The organism is Paenibacillus sp. FSL P2-0136 (assembly GCF_037975325.1).
Classification (GTDB): domain Bacteria; phylum Bacillota; class Bacilli; order Paenibacillales; family Paenibacillaceae; genus Paenibacillus_AQ; species Paenibacillus_AQ silagei.
In genome coordinates, this window is record NZ_CP150244.1 from 2,846,560 (window position 1) to 2,867,021 (window position 20,462).

At 52.6% G+C, this 20,462-nt stretch carries 18 protein-coding genes; 11 read left to right on the top strand and 7 right to left on the bottom strand.

Annotation, left to right across the window (positions count from 1 at the left end; all coding sequences use genetic code 11):
• Entirely contained in the window at positions 1-1,410 is a 1,410-nt protein-coding gene (locus NYE26_RS11760) for a DUF4179 domain-containing protein (protein WP_339255988.1), read from the top strand.
• 93 nt (positions 1,411-1,503) lie between these two features.
• Here the strand turns inward: NYE26_RS11760 and NYE26_RS11765 are convergent, their stop codons facing one another.
• Positions 1,504-2,028 carry a type 1 glutamine amidotransferase domain-containing protein gene (locus NYE26_RS11765; RefSeq protein ID WP_036729480.1) on the bottom strand — a complete coding sequence of 175 codons (525 nt, stop codon included), beginning with the start codon at positions 2,026-2,028 and terminating at the stop codon, positions 1,504-1,506.
• Positions 2,029-2,260: 232 nt separating this feature from the next.
• On the opposite strand from NYE26_RS11765, the gene NYE26_RS11770 reads away from it, so the two are divergent.
• The 3 genes from NYE26_RS11770 to NYE26_RS11780 all read left to right on the top strand — a co-directional run bounded on the left by NYE26_RS11770 (position 2,261) and on the right by NYE26_RS11780 (position 4,817).
• Positions 2,261-2,698 carry a hypothetical protein gene (locus tag NYE26_RS11770; protein ID WP_339255990.1) on the top strand — a complete coding sequence of 146 codons (438 nt, stop codon included), beginning with the start codon at positions 2,261-2,263 and terminating at the stop codon, positions 2,696-2,698.
• Between the two features lie 318 nt (positions 2,699-3,016).
• Positions 3,017-4,027, top strand: a complete 1,011-nt coding sequence (gene ccpA / locus NYE26_RS11775; RefSeq protein WP_036695017.1) for a catabolite control protein A — start codon at positions 3,017-3,019, stop codon at positions 4,025-4,027.
• 94 nt (positions 4,028-4,121) lie between these two features.
• Positions 4,122-4,817 (top strand): 5'-methylthioadenosine/adenosylhomocysteine nucleosidase, encoded by a 696-nt coding sequence (locus tag NYE26_RS11780; protein WP_339255992.1) that lies wholly within the window; start codon positions 4,122-4,124, stop codon positions 4,815-4,817.
• A gap of 21 nt (positions 4,818-4,838) precedes the next feature.
• Here the strand turns inward: NYE26_RS11780 and NYE26_RS11785 are convergent, their stop codons facing one another.
• Positions 4,839-5,471, bottom strand: a complete 633-nt coding sequence (locus NYE26_RS11785) for a GNAT family N-acetyltransferase (protein ID WP_339255994.1) — start codon at positions 5,469-5,471, stop codon at positions 4,839-4,841.
• A 160-nt stretch (positions 5,472-5,631) separates the two neighbouring features.
• Between NYE26_RS11785 and acsA the strand changes: the two genes are divergently transcribed.
• Positions 5,632-7,356: an acetate--CoA ligase gene (gene acsA / locus NYE26_RS11790; protein ID WP_339255995.1), complete on the top strand. Its 1,725-nt coding sequence runs from the start codon at positions 5,632-5,634 to the stop codon at positions 7,354-7,356.
• A gap of 77 nt (positions 7,357-7,433) precedes the next feature.
• Here acsA and NYE26_RS11795 read toward each other — a convergent pair whose 3' ends face one another.
• Positions 7,434-10,418, bottom strand: coding sequence for a transglycosylase domain-containing protein (locus tag NYE26_RS11795; RefSeq protein WP_339255997.1), 2,985 nt, complete (start codon positions 10,416-10,418; stop codon positions 7,434-7,436).
• 324 nt (positions 10,419-10,742) lie between these two features.
• Complete coding sequence (gene rpsD, locus NYE26_RS11800; protein ID WP_036729464.1) at positions 10,743-11,342, bottom strand: 30S ribosomal protein S4; 600 nt, start codon at positions 11,340-11,342, stop codon at positions 10,743-10,745.
• Between the two features lie 473 nt (positions 11,343-11,815).
• Between rpsD and NYE26_RS11805 the strand changes: the two genes are divergently transcribed.
• From NYE26_RS11805 to NYE26_RS11825, 5 genes are all read left to right on the top strand, one after another.
• Positions 11,816-13,822 (top strand): sensor domain-containing diguanylate cyclase, encoded by a 2,007-nt coding sequence (locus NYE26_RS11805; RefSeq protein WP_036729461.1) that lies wholly within the window; start codon positions 11,816-11,818, stop codon positions 13,820-13,822.
• Positions 13,823-13,954: 132 nt separating this feature from the next.
• Positions 13,955-14,818: a hypothetical protein gene (locus NYE26_RS11810; RefSeq protein WP_155991624.1), complete on the top strand. Its 864-nt coding sequence runs from the start codon at positions 13,955-13,957 to the stop codon at positions 14,816-14,818.
• Positions 14,819-14,915: 97 nt separating this feature from the next.
• Positions 14,916-16,031 (top strand): aminopeptidase, encoded by a 1,116-nt coding sequence (locus tag NYE26_RS11815; RefSeq protein WP_036729456.1) that lies wholly within the window; start codon positions 14,916-14,918, stop codon positions 16,029-16,031.
• Positions 16,032-16,170: 139 nt separating this feature from the next.
• Positions 16,171-16,413: an HPr family phosphocarrier protein gene (locus NYE26_RS11820; protein WP_036695008.1), complete on the top strand. Its 243-nt coding sequence runs from the start codon at positions 16,171-16,173 to the stop codon at positions 16,411-16,413.
• A gap of 181 nt (positions 16,414-16,594) precedes the next feature.
• Complete coding sequence (locus NYE26_RS11825) at positions 16,595-16,897, top strand: YlaN family protein (RefSeq protein ID WP_036695007.1); 303 nt, start codon at positions 16,595-16,597, stop codon at positions 16,895-16,897.
• A 144-nt stretch (positions 16,898-17,041) separates the two neighbouring features.
• Here the strand turns inward: NYE26_RS11825 and cax are convergent, their stop codons facing one another.
• Complete coding sequence (gene cax, locus NYE26_RS11830) at positions 17,042-18,112, bottom strand: calcium/proton exchanger (protein WP_076074340.1); 1,071 nt, start codon at positions 18,110-18,112, stop codon at positions 17,042-17,044.
• A gap of 154 nt (positions 18,113-18,266) precedes the next feature.
• Between cax and NYE26_RS11835 the strand changes: the two genes are divergently transcribed.
• The gene (locus NYE26_RS11835; RefSeq protein WP_036695005.1) at positions 18,267-18,632 is read left to right on the top strand and encodes an Asp23/Gls24 family envelope stress response protein; all 366 of its coding nucleotides are present in this window, start codon (positions 18,267-18,269) and stop codon (positions 18,630-18,632) included.
• Between the two features lie 93 nt (positions 18,633-18,725).
• Here the strand turns inward: NYE26_RS11835 and ftsW are convergent, their stop codons facing one another.
• Both ftsW and NYE26_RS11845 read right to left on the bottom strand, forming a co-directional pair.
• A complete protein-coding gene (gene ftsW, locus NYE26_RS11840; protein WP_339256003.1) occupies positions 18,726-19,994 on the bottom strand; it encodes a putative lipid II flippase FtsW in 1,269 nt (422 codons plus the stop codon).
• The gene (locus NYE26_RS11845; RefSeq protein ID WP_036729451.1) at positions 19,991-20,338 is read right to left on the bottom strand and encodes a YugN family protein; all 348 of its coding nucleotides are present in this window, start codon (positions 20,336-20,338) and stop codon (positions 19,991-19,993) included. Before NYE26_RS11845 ends, ftsW begins: the two co-directional genes overlap by 4 nt.
• Positions 20,339-20,462: the final 124 nt, after the last annotated feature.

Genomic DNA, 20,462 nt, shown 5'->3' on the forward strand with positions numbered 1-20,462 from the left:
ATGGTCAATACAGAAGAAGAGCTGTTGAAGGAATACTACCACAGTCTGTCGGCAGAAGCGGAGGAAATCCCGGAAATGCGGCTGAATACGGCAATCCGCAACGGCATAACGCGTTCTCGCAGAAGCTCTATGACACTAAGGAAGCGTTATGCTCTGGCTACAACGGCGGCAGTACTTGGAATTGTGCTGTTGTTCTCTTTTCCCCGGGTGGGTGAGGTGTTGAAGACCCAGGGAGCCGCTCCGGATCAGGCAGCAATATTTCAGAGCTACGGACCCTTTGAAAAGTACATTCCAGCTGTGATGACCACAAACGCTGTATCTTCGGCAATCGAGGATGGCCTTGTACAGCGCGTCACGGGTGTTACTGCGGAGCAGAACGGATTTGTTCTGACTGTAGATGGAATTGCTGCGGATCAGAAGGGGATCATCATTTTATATTCATTGCAGAATAAGACTGACGAGAATGCCCGAGTAGCACATATTCAGTTAACATCAGCTGTTTCAAATCCTTTGCATACATCCCTGGGGCCTGATAATTCAATTTCCCCAAAACGTATAACCTACGGTTATGAGGTAAGGCAGTGGGAGAGTGATGATGCAGGCGCTCTTCCCGATCAAATTAAGTTTGAGCTTGAGCTTGGTAAGTACAAGCAGTTCACGCCAGCTTCAGCAGATAGCCCTCTCGCTAAATTTTCTGTAGCTCTTCCGCTGGACCAGGAGCAGCTCGCCAAGGCAGGAGAAACCGTACATGTAGACAAAACACTGGAAATAGACGGTCAGAAAATTGAAATTAATGAGGTCTATCTGGCCGCATCCGGCATTTATCTGGACTATACCTGCGACCCGCTGAACTCCAAACAGATCTTCTCCATGTACAAACCGGGGTTCTTAGCAGGCGGCAGCGGTGATTATTCGTATCTGGCTTTACGCGCCGCCAGTTTTACGGACAGTGGAGGCAGACTGATATTTGCCAACGACAGGAGCTCGATACAATCGCTCCAGCTGCAAATTAATGGAATTCTGGCGCTGGATAAGCAGGCAACCCAATTAATTATTGATACGGATAAGCAACAAATTATTAAGGCTCCAGATCAGAATTTGCAAATGTCCATTCACAACACGGAGAAGGGCTCCACGATGGTGCTGGAATATGATTCTCAAGCACAGAGTAACAGTATCTACAATGACCTTATGCTGGGGCAAACATTTACCGATGGAGCAGGTACAGTTCATTCAGCAGATAAATTTGAGTTCGATATTCCGCAGCGCACTGAGCCGGAGAATGCGAAGTCCATCCCTCACATGTACTACCGGGGTCTGGGCAGCAATAAATACCCGCAGCCGCTGACGTTCACTATTGAGGCGTATCCTGCCCTGATCAAAGAAAAGCTATCCGTCCCTATCCGCTAATCCCCCATATAAAAGCAAAAGCGGCAACAAGCCCTGAACCCTGTCAGACGACAGGGCAGGGCTTGTTGTTTATAACAAATCTAATGTTGCCTGCTACTCACCGGCCAGCGCATCGCAGAACGCTTTGCCGTAAGGCGGCAGATCCGGCGGGCGGCGGGCGGAGATGATGTGTCCGTCCTGGACGAGCGGCTCGTCCTTCCAGATGGCTCCGGCGTTCTCCATATCGTCACGGATGCCCGGCGTGGAGGTGACCGTTACGCCTTCGAGAATTTTGGCGGAGATTAAGACCCAGCCGGCATGGCAGATCTGGCCAATCGGCTTCTTGGCAGTATTGAAATCCTGCACCAGCTTCAGCACTGCGCTGTACCGGCGGATTTTGTCGGGTGCCCAGCCTCCGGGAACGAGGATGCCGTCATAATCGGCAGCCTTCAGCTCGTCCCAGCTGTATTCAGCCGTGGCGGGTACACCATATTTGCCTACATACGTCTTGCCCTTCTCAAGGCCTGCCAGATGTACCTCGGCCCCTTCCTCACGCACGCGGTATACGGGATACCACAGCTCAAGGTCTTCAAATTCATCGTCCACCAGAGCAATGACTTTTTTACCAGACAGTCTCATTCTGTACAGCTCCCTTCGGCTTAACTTCCTGATATCTATGTCATTCTATCAAAAGAGACAGTTGAAGTCACTTTTCGATATGGGAATTCCTACTACTATCGCCAATTAAAACATGATATGCAAACTAGCAGGGATTCAGGGGGATGAAGTCGAATACTAGAGAGGGAAAAGGCAAAGCTATGCGTTTTTAAAAGATCATTCTGAGGTGTGGGAGATGTATAAGGAACAATTAATGAAGAAGTCTTGTGGCTGCGGCGGGATCATGACCATACATATGCACACGCTGATTTATAGTGCGAAGATCAAAATTACTAATGTCCCTGTATATACCTGCGGGCAATGCTCCCGTTATGAGCCCTTACCGGTTATTAAGCGTGACCTGGGCCTGCTGATCCGGGAGCTTGGAGAGCGCCCTGCGGGCAAGCTGCATCTGTCCTTTGCGGACCGTAATGAGTGGGCCAGTGTGCTGAAGGATACCTTTGCTGCGGGCTTGTTTGCCGGCGGCTTGCCGGAATTGGAGGAGGCTATCCGCAAGGCTATGCAGAGCCGGATTGATCTGCTGCTGGATGTATACCGCACGGCGGCGGATCTGTCCGACAAGAAGTGGATGGAAGAGATCGGCCTGCGGCTCTCCCAGTTGACGGCTCATTCGGCAGAAAGTGCCAAATAAAGAGCATTTTTTGACATTTTGAAAAAAAGTCTGCAAAAACAATGAAAAACTTTCAACGAATGTTGGATTTTTCACGCGCTTTTTGATACGATAGAGAAAGCATACAGAATTCTTGAAATTTTAAGGGCTTTCCACTGGAAGCTATTGGAGGATCAGGAATTGGCGGAAGGCGTCAAAGCCGCGCCAGGACTGGCGTTTCAACCTTTGAAAGAAATTTTGAAAGGAAAATGAAGCGTTATCATTGCACAATTGTACAAAGTGTCGTATCATAATTTTAATTAGTCGAACGATAAAATTTATCGCAATGGAGAGAGTAATTTGACGGTAACCATTTACGATGTAGCTCGAGAAGCAGGCGTATCTATGGCTACGGTATCACGGGTTGTGAATAATAACCCCAACGTGAAACCGCAGACCCGGAAGAAGGTTTTTGAAGCGATTGAGCGTTTGGGCTATCGTCCGAATGCGGTGGCGAGAGGTCTCGCCAGCAAGAAAACGACAACCGTAGGGGTTGTTATCCCTGATATCTCAAACTCGATTTTTGCGGAAATTGCACGCGGGATTGAAGATATTGCCAATATGTATCACTACAACATTATTCTCTGTAACGCTGACAAGCGTAAAGAGAAGGAGATTCGTGTCATTAACACACTGCTCGAGAAGCAGGTGGACGGGCTGCTGTTCATGGGCGGAACCGTTACGGAAGAGCATATTCAGGCGTTCCAGACGTCTGCTGTGCCTATCGTGCTCTGTGCGACCCGCGATGAGAAGGGAACGTATCCTTCCGTGGATATCGACCATGAGACGGCTGCATTTGATGCAGTGAATACGCTGATCCGCCACGGACACCGCGAGATCGCAATGATCAGCGGTACGCTGCAGGACCCTGCGAACGGCTATGCCCGGTTCCACGGCTACAAGAAGGCGCTGGAGGCGGCAGGTATCGAGTATCAGGAGGATCTGGTACGCATCGGTAACTATCGTTACGAATCCGGTGTCGAAGCCATGAAGTACTTCCTGGGTCTGAAGAAGAAGCCGACAGCTATCTTTGCTGCTACCGATGAGATGGCGATTGGCGCCATTCACAGTATTCAGGACGAAGGCCTTAAGGTGCCGGATGACTTCTCGATTATCAGTGTAGACAACATCCGGATGGCTTCAATGGTTCGTCCGCTCCTCACTACTGTAGCACAGCCGATGTATGATCTCGGTGCTGTAGCGATGAGACTGCTGACGAAGCTGATGAAGAAGGAGACGGTTGAGAATCCGCGGGTTATTTTGCCGCATGAGACCATTCTTCGTCTGTCTGTCAACCATGTCAACAAATAAGTTCAGTACGTTTAGCTCGTGAACATAGGTTTCTTAAGAAGCTCCTTCGGGAGCTTTTTATGTTTGCGGACACAAAGTTCGAGGGGGATATGAAATGAGCGGAGTATTGGGTCTGATTGGCGCAATGGATGAAGAAGTCAAGCTGCTGCTGGAAGAGATGGAGAATCGGCAGACCACGGTGAAGGCCGGAATTACCTTTTATGCAGGGACAGTGTTCGGGAAGGCAGCTGTAGTCTGCAAATCAGGTGTAGGGAAGGTGAACGCCGCAGTAACCACACAGATTCTGCTGGACAGCTTCGGCGTGGAGCAGGTGCTGTTCACTGGTGTGGCCGGGGCGCTGCACCCTGAGCTGGACATCGGAGATATTGTGATTTCGTCCTCCTGCATTCAGCATGATATGGATGCTACAGCGCTCGGTTATGCCAGAGGAGTGATTCCGTATCAGGAGATCTCCGTCTTCCAGGCAGATCCGCTGCTGGTGAAGTTAGCAGAAGAGGCCTGTCTAGAGCTGGAGCAGAAGTCTGTAACAGGCATTGTGCTGTCCGGGGATCAATTCATTGCCAGCAGGGCGTCAGTAGCTATGCTGCGTGAGCAGCTGGACGGGGCCTGTGCAGAGATGGAGGGTGCGGCGGTCGCCCAAGTCTGCCATATGAACGGGATCCCTTTTGTAATCGTGCGTTCAATGTCGGACAAAGCCGACGGCTCAGCCCATGTGAATTACAGTGAGTTCACCGTAACGGCCTCGCAGCATTCCCATGCCATTCTGGAGCATATGCTTAAGGCTATGTAACCTGCAGGCAGGCCGCCTGAATTAATACATAAACCGCTGTCTGAAGCGCACCCGGTCGAAGGTCTCGCGGGAGGACAGCGGCACATCCTGGCCCATGCGGACCATGAGGCAATTCGCCGGATGCGAGCAGATCTCCGGGTCATCGGTGGCATACCACACCATATCTACCGTCTTCATCAGCTTCTCCATCATCTGGCGGTACTCCCATACATTAAGGCCGCTCCCCTTGAGGTCCCAGTGCCAATAATATTCGGTTGTGAATACGATGCAGTTCTCCAGTTGTCCCTTTTCAAAAGCGCTTGCAACCAGCAGCTTCGCAAGCCCGCTTCCGCGATACTCGTCAGCCACTTCGATGGCTCCCAGCTCAATCAGATCCTCCATCCCGCCCTGAGACCATAACTCCAGTTCATCCGGATAATGAAAAGTAACATAGCCCACGATAACGTCTGAGACCACTGCTGCTACGATGCGCCCTTCGGGCAAGCCAGATATCTCGATCAAGGCTTCAAGCTGCTCCTGCGGCTTACGGAAGGCGTCCAGATCGCGGTGCATGCTTAAGGTCTGGAGCGTTTCGGGAGATAAGGGTCCACGGACAGAAATCAGCCGGCCTTGATGCTCTATGGTATGGGATACAGGGATTTTATGGTGCTCCATGCTTGGGCTCCCTTCCGGTTCACTATAATATGGAATGTAACCGCTTCCTGTGATATACTGATTCCGACACGGAATATTCACATTTAGAGCATTGACGGAATTAATAGAATTAGAGGGTACCCTTAAAGCTTAAAGCAAACCAGTAGGGGAGGCAAGAGTAATGGGGCAAGTTCAAGGCGAAATTTTACCGGGCCGGGTGCAGCATTCGAATATGGAGGATTATTCCCGGGCAGTTGATGAATTCCGGTGGGAGGATGTCGAGCGCAGCTTCTCCTGGCATGGGACCGGTAAGGTGAATATGGCACATGAAGCTATAGACCGTCATGTCGAAGAGGGGCGGGGGGCTGCTACGGCACTGATCTACAGCGATGCGGTGCGCGAGGAGCGGTACACCTTCGCTGACTTGAGGGAACGCTCGAATAAGTTCGGTAATGTACTGCGCAAATACGAAATCGGAAAAGGCGACCGGGTGTTCATCTTCATGCCGCGTACTCCGGAGCTGTATTTCAGCCTGCTTGGCATTCTGAAGACGGGGGCAGTGGCGGGTCCGCTGTTCGAGGCATTCATGGAGACGGCGGTCAAGGACCGTCTGGAGGACAGCGGAGCGGTGGCGCTGGTGACCACGCCGGAGCTGCTGCACCGGGTGAAGCGGGAGCAGCTCCCAGGACTCCGCCATATCTTTGTAGTCGGAGCCTCTGCTGATGAGGATGCGGGGTTGCTGAGCTATGAAGCGGAAATGGCTGATGCCTCCGCCGAGCTGGAACCGGAATGGCTGAGCCTGGAGGATGGACTGATTATGCATTATACCTCCGGCTCCACCGGGAAGCCCAAAGGCATCTACCATGTGCAGAGAGCCATGATCCAGCACTATTATACAGGCAAGGTAGTTCTGGACCTGCGGCCGGATGATGTGTACTGGTGCACAGCCGATCCGGGTTGGGTGACCGGAACCTCTTACGGAATTTTTGCTCCCTGGCTGAATGGAGTAGCCAATGTAGTCCGGGGAGGCCGCTTCAGTCCGCTGGATTGGTATAAGACGATCGAGCGCTTCGGGGTGACGGTATGGTACAGTGCGCCCACGGCTTTCCGGATGCTGATGGGGGCTGGCAAGGAGACGCTGGAGGGGATCGATCTCAGCAGTCTGCGTCATGTGCTGTCTGTCGGCGAGCCGCTGAACCCGGAGGTCGTGCGCTGGGGCGATAAAATCTATCAGCAGCGGATTCATGATACGTGGTGGATGACCGAGACGGGAGCGCAGCTCATCTGCAACTACCCGGGAATGGACATCAAGCCCGGCTCCATGGGACGGCCGCTGCCGGGGATTGAAGCAGCTATCCTTGATGACCGCGGCAACGTACTGCCGCCGTATTCCATGGGTAACCTGGCCATCCGCACTCCCTGGCCGTCTATGATGGCCAAAGTGTGGAATAACCAGGCTAAATACGAGGAATACTTCCGAATTCCCGGATGGTATATCTCTGGGGACTCGGCGTACATGGATGAAGACGGTTATTTCTGGTTTCAGGGCCGGATTGATGATGTGATCAACTCCTCCGGGGAGCGGATCGGACCCTTCGAGGTCGAGAGCAAGCTGGTGGAGCATCCGGCTGTCGCGGAGGCAGGGGTAATCGGCAAGCCGGATGTCATGCGCGGAGAGATCATCAAGGCCTTCATCTCGCTGCGGGATGGATACAGTCCAACTGCTGAGCTGAAGGAAGAGATCGCGGCATTTGTCAAAGCGGGCTTGTCTGCCCATGCTGCACCGCGCGAAATCGAGTTCAAGGATAAGCTGCCCAAGACCCGGTCCGGTAAAATTATGCGCCGTGTACTGAAGGCCTGGGAGCTGCATCTTCCGGCAGGCGATCTGTCTACCATCGAAGACTAAACAGAATAAAAAAAGCCCGTTCCCCTTATCCCGGGGAACGGGCTTTTGAAGCTTTTACTGAAGTCTGCCTGATGAGCTTAACGTCCGGAGTTGCCTGGTGCGTTAGTAGCGGTACTGCCTCCGGCATTCCCGCCCGTATTCCCGTTGGCATTGCCTGCAGGCTTCCCGCCGGTATTCCCAGCGGCATTCCCGCCGCCAGCATTGGTACCGCCTAATGGAGTAGAAGTATCCACAGCAGGCGGCTGAACAATGATCATGCCAGGGTCTTCCGTACTGTCCGGGATGATTCCGGCGTCCGGTGTCGGCTCTGCGTCCGGCGTCTGTTCTGGAGTAGGCGTCGGCTCCGGTGTCGGCTTAATGCCCCCAGCCACACTGCCGGAAGCAGTCTCATGTCCGGCTACGTCCACGGCAGCCACATAGAAGGTAGCATTAGCACCTGCCGGAGTACCCGGCCTGAAGACGGTGCTCTCTCCAGCCGCGAGAACGGCCTGCTTCTGGAAAGATCCGCCGTTCAGGGAACGGTAGAGGCGGTAGCCGACAACATCCGGCGAACCGCTTGGAGTGAAGGTAACTACAGCCTTGCCAGTGCTGTAGGAGACCATGACTTCACCGGGAGCACTTGGCCCGTTGCCGTCATCGACCCGCGGATCGACCTCGGTCGGATAGTCGGTTTTGGCATCCTGCGGCATGTAGTACGATAGCGACTCATGCGATTTCATCGCCGGGAAGGCGGCCAGCAGCTCTTTGACCAGCTCCTGAATCGGCTTCTCGCGCTTGACTACGATTTTCTCCTTCAAGAAATCCTCAGGAGTTCCTTCAAGAGGGATGTAGTTCACTCCGTTATAAGTGATGTATTTGGCATTGGAGATTCCGTCATCGCTCTCCTTAGGAACAAATTTCGCGTTGAACAGATCCGTTGTGAATCTGTCCGTCAGCTTGGAAGGCTTCTTGCCGCTGTATGCCGAGACTGTCGCCTTGACAATACCCTCCGGCTGGGCGAATTCCTTCGTGGTGAACAGCTCGGGACGCTTGTCAATCACTGTATTCATTACCTTGGTCCACAGGGTCTGCGCCTGACGTTTCTGCGTATCCCCCTGAAGGGTATTGACCTGCTCTTTGTAGCCCACCCAAATTCCAAGGGTGACATCCGGGGAATAGCCCATGAACCAGACATCCCCGTAGTTCTGGGTGGAGCCGGTTTTGCCGACAATTGGAACTTCCTTGAAATGCTTGTAGTTCCTCTTTACTGTAGTTGCTGTTCCGTCAGTAATTACGGTACGCAGCATATCCGTCATCAGATAAGCGGTCTGCTTGGAGAAGACCTGTTCCGGGTTAACTTTATGCTGGTAGACGATTTTGCCCTGACTGTCCACGATCTTCTCGATCATATAAGCATCATTGAAGGCACCGCCGTTACCGATGGAGGAATAAGCATTAGTCAGCTCTTCCACGGATACCCCGTAACGCAGCCCCCCGATAACCCCGGTCTGAGCGCTATAGTCATTGTCCTGGATGGTGGTAATCCCCAGCTTCTTGGAGAAGGCCCAGGCCTTCTCAATTCCCACCTTGTCGTTGAACAGCTTCAAGGCGGGAAGGTTCAGGGATTTGTTCAGGGCGTACCGGGCGGTAACCAGACCCTGATAACGGTTGTTGGCATTCTTGGGAATGTGGTAGCCTTTGCCCCCGTCCTTCATGACAATCGGCGCATCATCCAGAATGCCGGCAGGCTGAATGAGCCCTGCATCCAGTGCAGGCAGGTACGCTGCAATCGGCTTCATGGTAGAGCCGGGCTGGCGGATCATCTGGGTGGCATAGTTCATCTGCTCGATGTTGAAATCGCGCCCTTCAATCATGCCGAGAATCGCGCCGGTCTTATTGTTGATCATCATGCCGGCTGTCTGTTCCTTGCCTCTAGCCTTGCTGTCCTTGGTGAAATTACTGCTGTCATCCGAGACACTGTGCATCGCACTGTACACTTTCTTGTCTATGGTGGTGTACACCCGGTAGCCGCCGGTCATCAGCTGCTGGCGGGCTTCCTCCAGAAGCTGGGCGGAATCGTTAGCAGTGGCTGCCTTGTCTGCCGTGCCCTGGTTCAGCTTCAGCAGGATCTCGGACGCTTTGCGTTCGGTCTCCATCATGAGATAAGGGAAGGTGGCATAGGCCTTCTTCGTATGCGGTGCAAGAGAGCTCTTGATGTCGAAGAGCAGCGCCTCGTCGTATTGGGAAGTGGTAATCTTGTTCTCCTCCAGCATCCGCCGTAAGACCAGCTTCTGGCGGTCCATCGCCCGGCCGAAGGCCGTCTCGTTGAATTCGCCTACGCCGTTGAACGCAGAATACTTGGAAGGGAGCTGCGGCAAGCCGGCGAGATACGCCGCCTGGGCCACATTCAGCTTCTCCAGATCATCCAGGCCGAAGATGCCTTTGGCGGCGGCCTTGATACCAAATACATTATAGCCGTTGGAACCGTTCCCGAAAGGAACCTTATTTAAATAAGCCGTTAAAATCTCCTGCTTGGACAAGAAACGTTCCAGCCTCAGGGAGAGCAGGATTTCCTTCACCTTGCGGTCTTCCGTACGGTCCAGGTTCAGGAACACGCGCCGTGCAAGCTGCTGGGTCAGGGTACTGCCCCCGGTCTGAACGGATTCATTCAGTACCTTTTGCTTGACGGCCCGCAGGGTGCCGCTGAAATCCACCCCTTTATGATTGTAGAAATTATTGTCCTCTATAGCGAGAACGGCATCAATCACAAGCTGCGGAATATCGTTGAATTCAATAAGTCTGCGGTCTTCTTCTGTGCGGAGCTGGCCGATCGGCTGTCCGTCACTGAAATAGGCAAAGCCGGTAATGGCGTTCAGCCCAACCTGCTGCTGGATTAGTTCTTCGGGCCGGACCGGGTCGTCCTTCACTATTGAAGTGACGTAGCCGGCTACAGCGCCGCCGGCGAACAGGCAGCCGAGTATACCGAGTATGAACATCCACTTCACAACTGAACCGAACCTGCGGAGCCAGGATCTGCGCGGTGGACGCTGTTTTGCGGTCTTCTTTTTCTTCTCCTCAACCATCGACGATAATCCTCCTTTTAACGGAACTATTATAGCACAATTTGGCGATTTTGAATGCGCTTCTGCCGGAGAGGATTTTTAAAATAACCCCACAAAGTGGGGACTTCTGCTTAAATATAAGACTTTATATGTTACACACGATAAATTATCCTTCTATTTCTCGTTGAAACGGTACCGTCCTCTAAAAAGACGGCCAAGCCGTTTCCACTTGCGATGATGACCCAAAAACTTTGCGGGGGCCCAAAAACATATACATTCTTATCATAAAAAAAGCTCCCGGATAGAAATCCGGGAGCTTTGATCAGATTCCGCTCTAAGCGAATCTTAACGGTTGTAGAATTCGACGATTTGCTTCTCATCGATATCCTGGGACAGCTCAGCACGTTCTGGCAAACGGATATATTTGCCTTCGAACGATCCGTCAGCATATTCCAGGTAAGCCGGAAGGTGGTTACGGTTCTCGAGAGCTTCCTTGATCGAAGTCATAGCGCGGCTTCTTTCGCGGAGTCCGATAACGTCGCCAATGCTTACACGGTAAGAAGCGATGTCGACTTTTTTGCCGTTAACGGTTACGTGGCCGTGGGATACCAACTGACGTGCGCCTGCACGGGAGTTAGCGAATCCAAGACGGTAAACCAGGTTGTCCAGGCGGCTTTCGAGCAGGAACATGAAGTTTTCGCCCGCAATACCCTGGAGCTTTTGTGCCTTAGTGAAAAGAGTTTTAAACTGCTTTTCGCCCAGGCCGTACATGTGACGCAGTTTTTGTTTTTCCAAAAGCTGCATTCCGTAGTTACTTACTTTTCTGCGTTGGTTAGCGCCGTGCTGTCCTGGTGGGAAAGGGCGTTTCAGGTCTTTGCCTGTACCGCTAAGGGAAATGCCCAGACGACGGCTGAGTTTGAATTTAGGTCCGGTGTAACGTGCCATATTATAGTAGACTCCTTTTAATGAAAAAATGTATTGTAGGGCCTATTTGCGCCGCAATTCGTATCCGTGAAAGCGTTAAATGGTTTCACACTGCCGAGGGAAGTTCAGCCGCTGCCCTGGCAGTAACGAAATGCGTAGAGGGTGACACAACGTTACGCCCAATAAGACTTGTTACAGTCTTGTTCAACAATAAATATTATATGAAAATGGCAGTCAAAGTCAAGCGCAACTTAAAAGAGTTTTTGTCTATGTTTGTCGTTAGTTCTTTGGTCCTAAAAAAAATCCCGGTTTTGCGGAAAATATAATGCAATACCTCAAGAAAGGGAGTAAAATATAACTAATTGGATGTTATCGGAAAACTGTGATTTCAAATATCCTGACTATATTTACGCTGGATTGGTAATGTCTCTACTATAGAATCAGGGGGCGTACTCCGGTCTGGCCTGATTGAAGATGCAAAGGAGGTCCTCTTTATGTCAGAGCAGGAGGCATACGGCCATAAGGATCGGGACAGCCGTATGCTGTTACAGGACATGAGGCAATCCGGCGGAGAAGATGTAGATCCCGCCGCCTGGCTGAAGGAGACGGATATCGTGTCTCACGATTTCCCCTACGCCGCCAGCTTGATTGCCGAGAGCTTCAGGGAATGGCAAGGACAGGGAGTCCCCGCCTTCGCGAAGGCCTGGAGCTGGTGTGTGCTGAATTATGAAGGTGATTGGATTGAACCCGGCTCTGAATTCCGGCAGGGGCGCTGGAGAGCAGAGTGGGAAGAAGCGGCGGGAATCTGCCTGCAGACAGGCGGGATGTATGCCGCCGAGGTTCTGGAGGAAGGACAAGCCTATACCCTTCTGGCTTTGCCGGTATTTACGCGCGGGCACCGGGAAATCTTTGCCGTGCTTGGCTGCAGAATGCCTGCTGAGCAGTACGAGTCGGGCGGGAAGCATACGGCTGAAGCGATGTCGATGCATTTCCAGACCTGCTTTTATCACCGGTTTGAGCATGTGTTTGTCTCGGATCTTGCGGGAATTCATCTGCATGCCGAGCGTGAGGGCAGCCGCCGTTCGCTGCTTTTTCAGATTGTCCAGCGTATGCATGACAACATTGATGTAGATGCCGTGCTGACGGAGGTCATTGACAGTATCGCTGCGATGTATCCGGGGGCGCGGCTTGATTTGTTCATGTCCCAGGACCACCGCAGCACGCATCCTCAGGTCAAGCCGCTTCCGCTGACATGGGCAGGCAATGATGTCTGTGACCGGGCCTTCAAGGATGGGCGGGTCACGCTTCATGCCGGGCGTGATGAGAACGGGACGGTTGAGGTAGCGCTTCCGCTCGGCGGCAAGCAGGGGGTATACGGTGTGTTTCATATGATTATGGACAAAGCGTCCTTCCATGAGCTGGATCTTAGCTTCCTGACCATGGTCGCGGATACCGCCGGTACAGCCTTTGAGAATGCGAAGCTGTATGAACGCTCCAACCAGCTGATCAGGGAGCTGCGCATGAGCAATGAGCTTACCCAGCGGCTGAATCAGAGCCTCAGGCTCGGCGATATTTTCCAGTTTGCTTTTGAAGAGCTGCTGGCAATGTTCGAGGCGGATTATTGCTGTATCCTCCATAAGAATGAAGAACGCGGCGGGCTTGAGGTAATCGCCTGCAATTATCTGCCGCTGCTGGGTGAAATATTGGATGGCAGTCAGGGACTCGGCGGTAAGGTTTATGCTACGGGAGAGCCGCTGCTGCTGTCCGATTACAAGTATGCTGCGGGGCAGACCTCGACGCTGATGGATGCTACCGGCTCACAGTCGCTGATCGCTACTCCGCTGAATGTGGGGGGAGAAGTGCGGGGAGCCATTATGCTGGCGCATAAGCAGGCCCACTTCTTCTCCTATGACAGCTACCGGCTGCTGCAGGCGATGGCCGGTCATATCGGGCTGGCTGTCGGAAATGCGAGGCTTCATGCCGAGGTGCACCGCCTGGCGAACCGGGATACGCTGACCGGACTTTTTGCCCGGCACTATCTGGATGAAGAGATTAAGCAGCGGCAGTCGAGTGATTTTTGCGGAACCCTGATCGTGGTGGACATTGACCAGTTCAAGATGGTGAACGACACCTATGGACATCAGAAGGGGGACAAAATTCTGAAGCAGGTCAGCGACATCGTGAAGACCTCGATCCGCCAGGGGGATGTCGCCGCCAGATGGGGAGGGGAAGAGCTTGCAGTCTATCTGCCTCAGCTTGGGGTGCAGCAGGCCGTATTCGTAGGGGAGCGTATCCGCAAGCGTGTGATGGGAGAGACAGAGCCGCGTGTGACCGTGTCCTGCGGAGTCGCCGAGTGGAGCTGGACCGATGACCGGGTCAGTGTCGAATCTCTCTTTTACCGGGCGGATATGGCGCTCTACGAAGCCAAGAACAACGGGCGCAACCAGGTAGTGATCGATAACAAAACCGTAGAGAATAATTCGAAGAATCCTTGGGCTTAGGCCTTAAGGATTTTTTTGTGCAAAAGCCTGCTTTGTGGGGGGGCGTCATCCGGCGTATAAGCCCTGCATTCAAGGAGACCCTAGGTAGAATACAGGTACACTCTACTTTCTTGCGGAAAGGGCTTGATGGCCATGATGAACTTACAATGCGTCCGCACGGGAACACTTGCCCTGCTGATGCTCTCCAGCCTTGCATTCAGCGGGTGCGCGGGTGTGAAGGACAAACCGGCTGCGGAGGATTTGAATCTGGTAATGGCGGGGATGGATGGCACTGACGGGGTGTCCTTTGAAGGGGCGGCTGCCCTGCTGATCGACGGGAAAACGATCCCGGAATCCTCGCTCTACTATGGGGGAAAGGTAGCAGATCATAACCGGGTCAGCCTCTATTCGCTCCTGCCGGACGGCGGACATCCCGCTTCTGCGGCGGAGTCCGGTCCGCGTTCTCTGGAGCAGGGCTCGGGAGATGCGCCCGTCTACTATACCCGGATGGTGAAGGAGGACGGGAAATGGACGATGAAGCAGGCCTCTCCGGCCCTGGCCGGCAGTAATCCCCTGGAGGCGCTGAATCCGCTGCGTCAGCTGGAGGAGCTGGAGAAGATGGGCAAGAAGGTGACGGAGGAAGCGGGCAGCGCCAGAGGGACACGGGTCCTGCGGATTGAATTAACGGCAGAGGAGGCGCGCAGACAGCTCTCGGCAGAGCTTGCGCAGAAGATGCAGGCAATCAAGCCGGCTGCCAGAATAGGTGCTGCTGCGCCTGCTGACACTCAGGCTAAGGCACTTGCGGCTAAGACCGCACTGTGGGAACAGAAGCAGACAGAGCTGCAGCAGAGGCTGAACCAGGCGGATATCCGCACGGTATATTATCTTAAGGTTGACCCGAAGCGGAATCTGCCCACCCGGCTGACCTCGAACCGCACCCTAACCTACCCCGGAAAGGGCGGTGCGACCACGGAAGAAGCCTACATTACGCAGGTGGATTTCTATGGTTATAAGTGAGCGGTTCCCTTCCCGCAGATGGCTTGCGCTCTATGACAGGCGTGCTACAATATAACGGTATGTTTATTTTCAGCAAGAGGAAGGAAGAGAGAGACTGATGAATGATCCCCGGATTCAAAAGCTTGCGGCGAACCTTGTAGGTTACTCCGTAAACGTACAGCCCGGCGAGAATGTGCTCGTCGAAATGATCGGCAGTGAACGAGATTTGATCAAAGCCGTTGTGGAGGAAGTGGGGAAGGCCGGAGGCCGTGCATTTGTGCAGCTGACCGACCGCACTGTTCTGCGCAGTATGCTCAAATATGCAACACCTGAAGGCATCAAGACCTGGGCGGAGATCGACCTGAACCGGATGAAGCAGATGGACTGCTATATCGGCATCCGTGCAGGTGAGAATGTCAATGATCTGTCCGATGTGCCGGAAGAGAACATGAAGCTCTACAACTCCCTGTATTCCCACCCGGTACATAGCGAGCAGCGTGTCAAGCACACCAAATGGGTGGTGCTGCGTTATCCTAACGCCAGTATGGCTCAGCTCGCCAACACGAGCACTGAGGCCTTCGAGGATTTTTACTTCGCAGTCTGCAACCTGGATTATGCCAAAATGGATAAAGCCCAGGATTCGCTGGCTGAGCTTATGCGCAGAACCGACAAGGTGCGTATCGCAGGTCCCGGAACAGACCTTACATTCTCCATCAAGGGAATCGGGGCGGAGAAATGCTCCGGCCAGAAAAATATCCCGGACGGAGAAGTGTACAGCGCGCCTGTCCGCGATTCCGTGAATGGAACGATCAGCTATAATGCCGCATCGATCTATAACGGGGTGACCTTCGAGAATGTGAAGTTTACGTTCGAGAACGGCCGGATCGTAGAGGCTTCCAGCAATGATACCGCGCGGTTGAATGAAATTCTGGATTCCGACGACGGGGCGCGCCATATCGGTGAGTTCGCCATCGGCTTCAACCCTTATATTCTGCATCCGATGAAGGATATTCTGTTCGATGAGAAAATTGCCGGCAGTCTGCACTTCACACCGGGCCAGGCGTATGATGTGACGGACAACGGCAACCGTTCGTCCATTCACTGGGACCTCGTGCTGATTCAGCGTCCTGATTACGGCGGCGGCGAAATTTACTTCGACGATGTGCTGATCCGTAAGGACGGAATTTTTGTGGTGCCGGAGCTGGAAGGTCTGAATCCGGAGAACCTGAAATAAAATGGTACAAAAGCCGGATTCCAAAAGCACGTAAAGGCCGGTTTCCAAGAAACACCTTGCGTGAGTAAGCGGATTCAATGTATCATGGAATTGGTAACAAGTGAACATAAGTATATAATCAAGTTGCGGAGGGATTCCTATGTCCAACAATGCGGCAATCGTGGATATTGCACAGACAGCAAGCCAATTTAATTCATCTATCGTTCTTCAAGCGGACAACAAGTACATTGATGTGAAGAGCATCCTGGGCTTGTTCACCACCCTGGTATCCAGCCAAAGCTATGAGCTGCATGTACATGGCACAGATGCCGAGGAAGCCAAGAAAGCCATGAGTGAAGTTTTCGCCAAACACAATTTGAATTTTACAGTAGTAGCAGAGTAATTCCAGTTTCTTCTCAGACGTCCGGCCTTGCGGCTGGGCGTCTTTGCTGTGGAACCAGGTGATTTTGCAGGAACTTCAGGAATAACCCAAACTGCAATCTTGTATTAGGTCCTAATTTCGACTAATATTAAGAATAATAAGCAATCGCTGCTGTAACTTTTGGACATGGGGGGGAAAATGCATGACTTCATCGGATTTGCAGGAACAGCTCAATATCAAAGCAATCAATCTTCTTCAAGAAGATGCCGATAAAATTCAGAAGCTCATTGAAGTACAGATGGAGAATTTGGCAACCCGTTACTGCCCTCTCTATGAGGAAGTGCTGGATACCCAGATGTACGGCTTCTCCAGAGAGGTCGATTTTGCGGTCAGAGCGGGGCTGGTACCGGAGCTTACCGGCAAGCAGGTGCTGAGCAAGCTGGAACGTAATTTGGCTGTACTATACGAGGCACTGAACAAGAAGGCTGAGGAACGGGAGATGTAAGTCCCGGTCATCAAGTGGAAACGGCTTTGCCGTCCTTGTTAAAGGACGGTACCGTTTAATTCTTATATTTTCAACAAAACGCACATGAAAGACCCGGGGGTCGATCATGTGCGTTTTTTTACAATTATTTATAAGTTTTGTGTTTCAGACCAGATAGAACGATACACCGAGAATCAAATAGACCGCCAGCAGCAGGAGACCTTCGTACCAGTTGGTTGCGCCGTCCTGAATAATCGATTTGGCGATGAACACCGATACGGCAATCGCTACAATCTCAATGGTGGTGAAGACAATCGACATGGTGTTGCCCATGAAGTAACTGGCGAAGATCAGCACAGGGGCGACGAACAGGGCAATCTGCAGACTGCTGCCTACGGCGATCTCGACTGCGGCGCCGATCTTGTTCTTCATGGCGAGCATAATGGCAGCGCTGTGTTCTGCGGCGTTACCGATAATCGCTACAAGGAATGCGCCGACGAACAGCTCACTGAAGCCGAAGCGTTCGGTGAGAGTCTCCAGCGTGCCGACCAGCCACTCACTGACGAAGGCGACCATGACTGTGGCAAGGACCAGGTAGAGGATTGAACGGTTCCGGGACCAGACAGGAGCATGCTCATTCGGCAGCTCTTCCGCAGTATCGTCTGTAACATCCGCCAGGTATTTCTTGTGTGTGATCATGGAGAAGACCAGCCAGGCGAGGTAGGCGGCAATCAGGAGGCCGGCAACGACAAGGCTAAGCACATTGGTGTCTTTCTCGGTGATGGAATGCGTGTTGAAGAACATGGCGGGGACGAACAGGGCGATAACCGCAACGATCATCAGTGAGCCGTTCAGACCAGCGAGTGTGACATTGAAGTTCTGAACCTTGAACTTCATGCCCCCGGCAAAAATACTGAGTCCGAGGACGAGCAGCAGGTTGCCGATGATGGAGCCGGTCAGACTTGCTTTGACCATGTCAAACAATCCTTCCTTGACCAGGAAGAAGGCGATGATCAGCTCGGCCGCATTGCCGAAGGTTGCGTTCAGGAACCCTCCAAGCCGTTGTCCGGCATAGTGGGCTACACTCTCTGTGGCCCGGCCGAGGAACCCGGCCACGAAGATGACCGAAACGGCAGACAATATGAACTGAAGGGTATGATCCCAGTTCGCGTAATGCCCTATGGCGCTGAGGATGAAGCTGATGACCAGCAGCGCCGGTGAGATCCATTTTTTCAAGGTTAAGCACTCTCCAGTCTCTATATGTAGGTTGAATTCATAATCAATATACCCAAATTGTTCCTGACTGTAAACGGGGGTGAGAGAAAGTCATTTGCTTTTTAGGCCGCTTTGGAATTACAATAATTGATAATGAGAGTAGGGGGGATATGGCATGGCAGAACAGCTTCAACTGGAATTGGGAAATATACGGATATCGAATGACGTTGTCTCAAAAATTGCCGGCCTGGCCGCGCTTGAGACTCCCGGAATTGCAGCCATGTCTGGCGGTTTGTCAGAGGGCTGGGCAAAGCGCCTGAGCGGCAAGAACGTGCAAAAGGGTGTTACTGTCGAAGTTGGCCAATTGGAAGCTGCAGTAGATCTGCGCATCATCGTACTGTACGAAACGCCGATTCATGAAGTGTGCCGCATGCTTCAGCAGAATGTCCGCGAGGCTGTGGAGAGTATGACCGGGCTTCACATCGTAGAGGTTAACGTTAAGGTCGAAGGCGTAGCCTTCAAGAACGACGAGATTTCTTAAGCACAATTATATTAGGCATCCATGCAAAAGGCAGTCCGGAATATATTCCGGACTGCCTTTAAATTATCTCGATCCTCGACGGTATGTAGCCTCTTAGCGTGCGCGGGTGCCTGCACTTCTGTTGTTGCGTACCTGTCTGACCGTAGTCACAGACTTCACAACTTCCTCCTTGGCCGGACGGTTGGTCTCCCGTGAGATGCTGAGCATGATCCCCATGCAGAGCATGGTGACGAGCAGCGAGGAGCCGCCGTAGCTGATAAAGGGCAGTGTAACCCCTGTAAGCGGAATGGTATTGGTCACACCGCCGATATTGATGAAGGCCTGAATGGCGATGAGCCCCATGATTCCGATGCCGACCAGGGTGCCGAAGGGATCGGTACACCGCAGTGAAATCAGAATCCCTCTCCAGATAAAATACAGATAGAGCAGCAGGAACAAGGCTGTTCCCACGAAGCCGAGCTCCTCACCGATGACGGAAAATATAAAGTCAGTGTAAGGATAAGGAAGGTAGTGAAGCTTTTGGATACTCTTACCAAACCCGGAGCCTTGTGTTCCGCCTTCGCCTAGGGCGATAAGGGATTGCATGATATGATAGCCGTTGCCGGAGGCATCTTTCGCCGGATCAAGGAAGGCTTCAATACGGCCCTGACGGTAATCCTGCTTAATCTCAGCCTTCTCGGTGTGCGGCGACAGGGAGTCAATGGCGGTCTTGGCACCCCAGACGAGAGCCACGCCCAGAATCAACAGGCCAATCGAGCCCATAATGTGCTTCATACTGGCGCCGCCGGCATAGATGATCAGTCCGCTGGTTGCGACAAGAATCATACAGGAGCCTAGATCCGGCTGAAGCATGATCAGTCCGGCTACGATGCCGACGATAATCATGACAGGGATATACCCTGTCCGCAAATCGCGCAGGCGCTCGCCTTTTTTGGTGATCAGGGCAGCCAGGTAGAGAATGATAGAGATCTTGGCCAGCTCGGTAGGCTGAATCCCAAGGGTTCCGATACTCATCCAGCTCTTGGCGCCGTTAATCCCCTCGGTGGTTGCTACGAACAGCAGCAGGACGAGTGTAATCACGAAGATCGGGGCATACCATTTCTTGAATTTGCTGTAGTGGATATTCATTACCACGAACATGATGAAGCTGCCCAGCACAGCCCAGATCAGTTGTTTTTTGACGAAGAAAAATGCATTGTTGCTGTATTTCTCACTGGCAAGGGTTAAGCTGGAACTGGAGCTGAACACCATCAGCAGGCCGAAGCCCACGAACAGCAGGGTGAGAATAAGCAGCTGGAAATCAGGCGTTCCTCTTTTGGGCGGGCGGGCTTTGGCGGCCGTCTTTCCCTTCGCGGCACTCAAACTTCCAGCAGCGCTTTCAATTCATTGATATGCTTCCGGGCTACCTCAAGCACCGGCTGAGGCACCGGGGATTCATATTCCAGCCCGTGGGGGAATGTGGCCTTGCCCAGATAGACGGCTTCAATCGCCAGCACCGCATCTGACTTCTCCAGCTTCCCCTCCACAGCGCGGGTATTAATGCGCAGGAAGTATTCGCCGCCGTCCTTGCGGTCTTCTATCTTGCAGTCATAAGTCGCGCGGTAGTATTCCCATTGCCATCTGATGAATCCTGCCCTTGCTGCACTCTCGTCGAGATAAAGAAGGTCGCTCTTCAGTCCTTCGAGGCCCGTGTTCTCAAATATCATAGCGCACAACTCCCCTTAATGAAGTATAATGATTCATTTGTAATTAAAATTTGTTATTGTTCTTCCTCATGATAGTCTGTTTCCCGGGGTTGTGCAAGGTAGAACAGGCTGATTAATACCCACT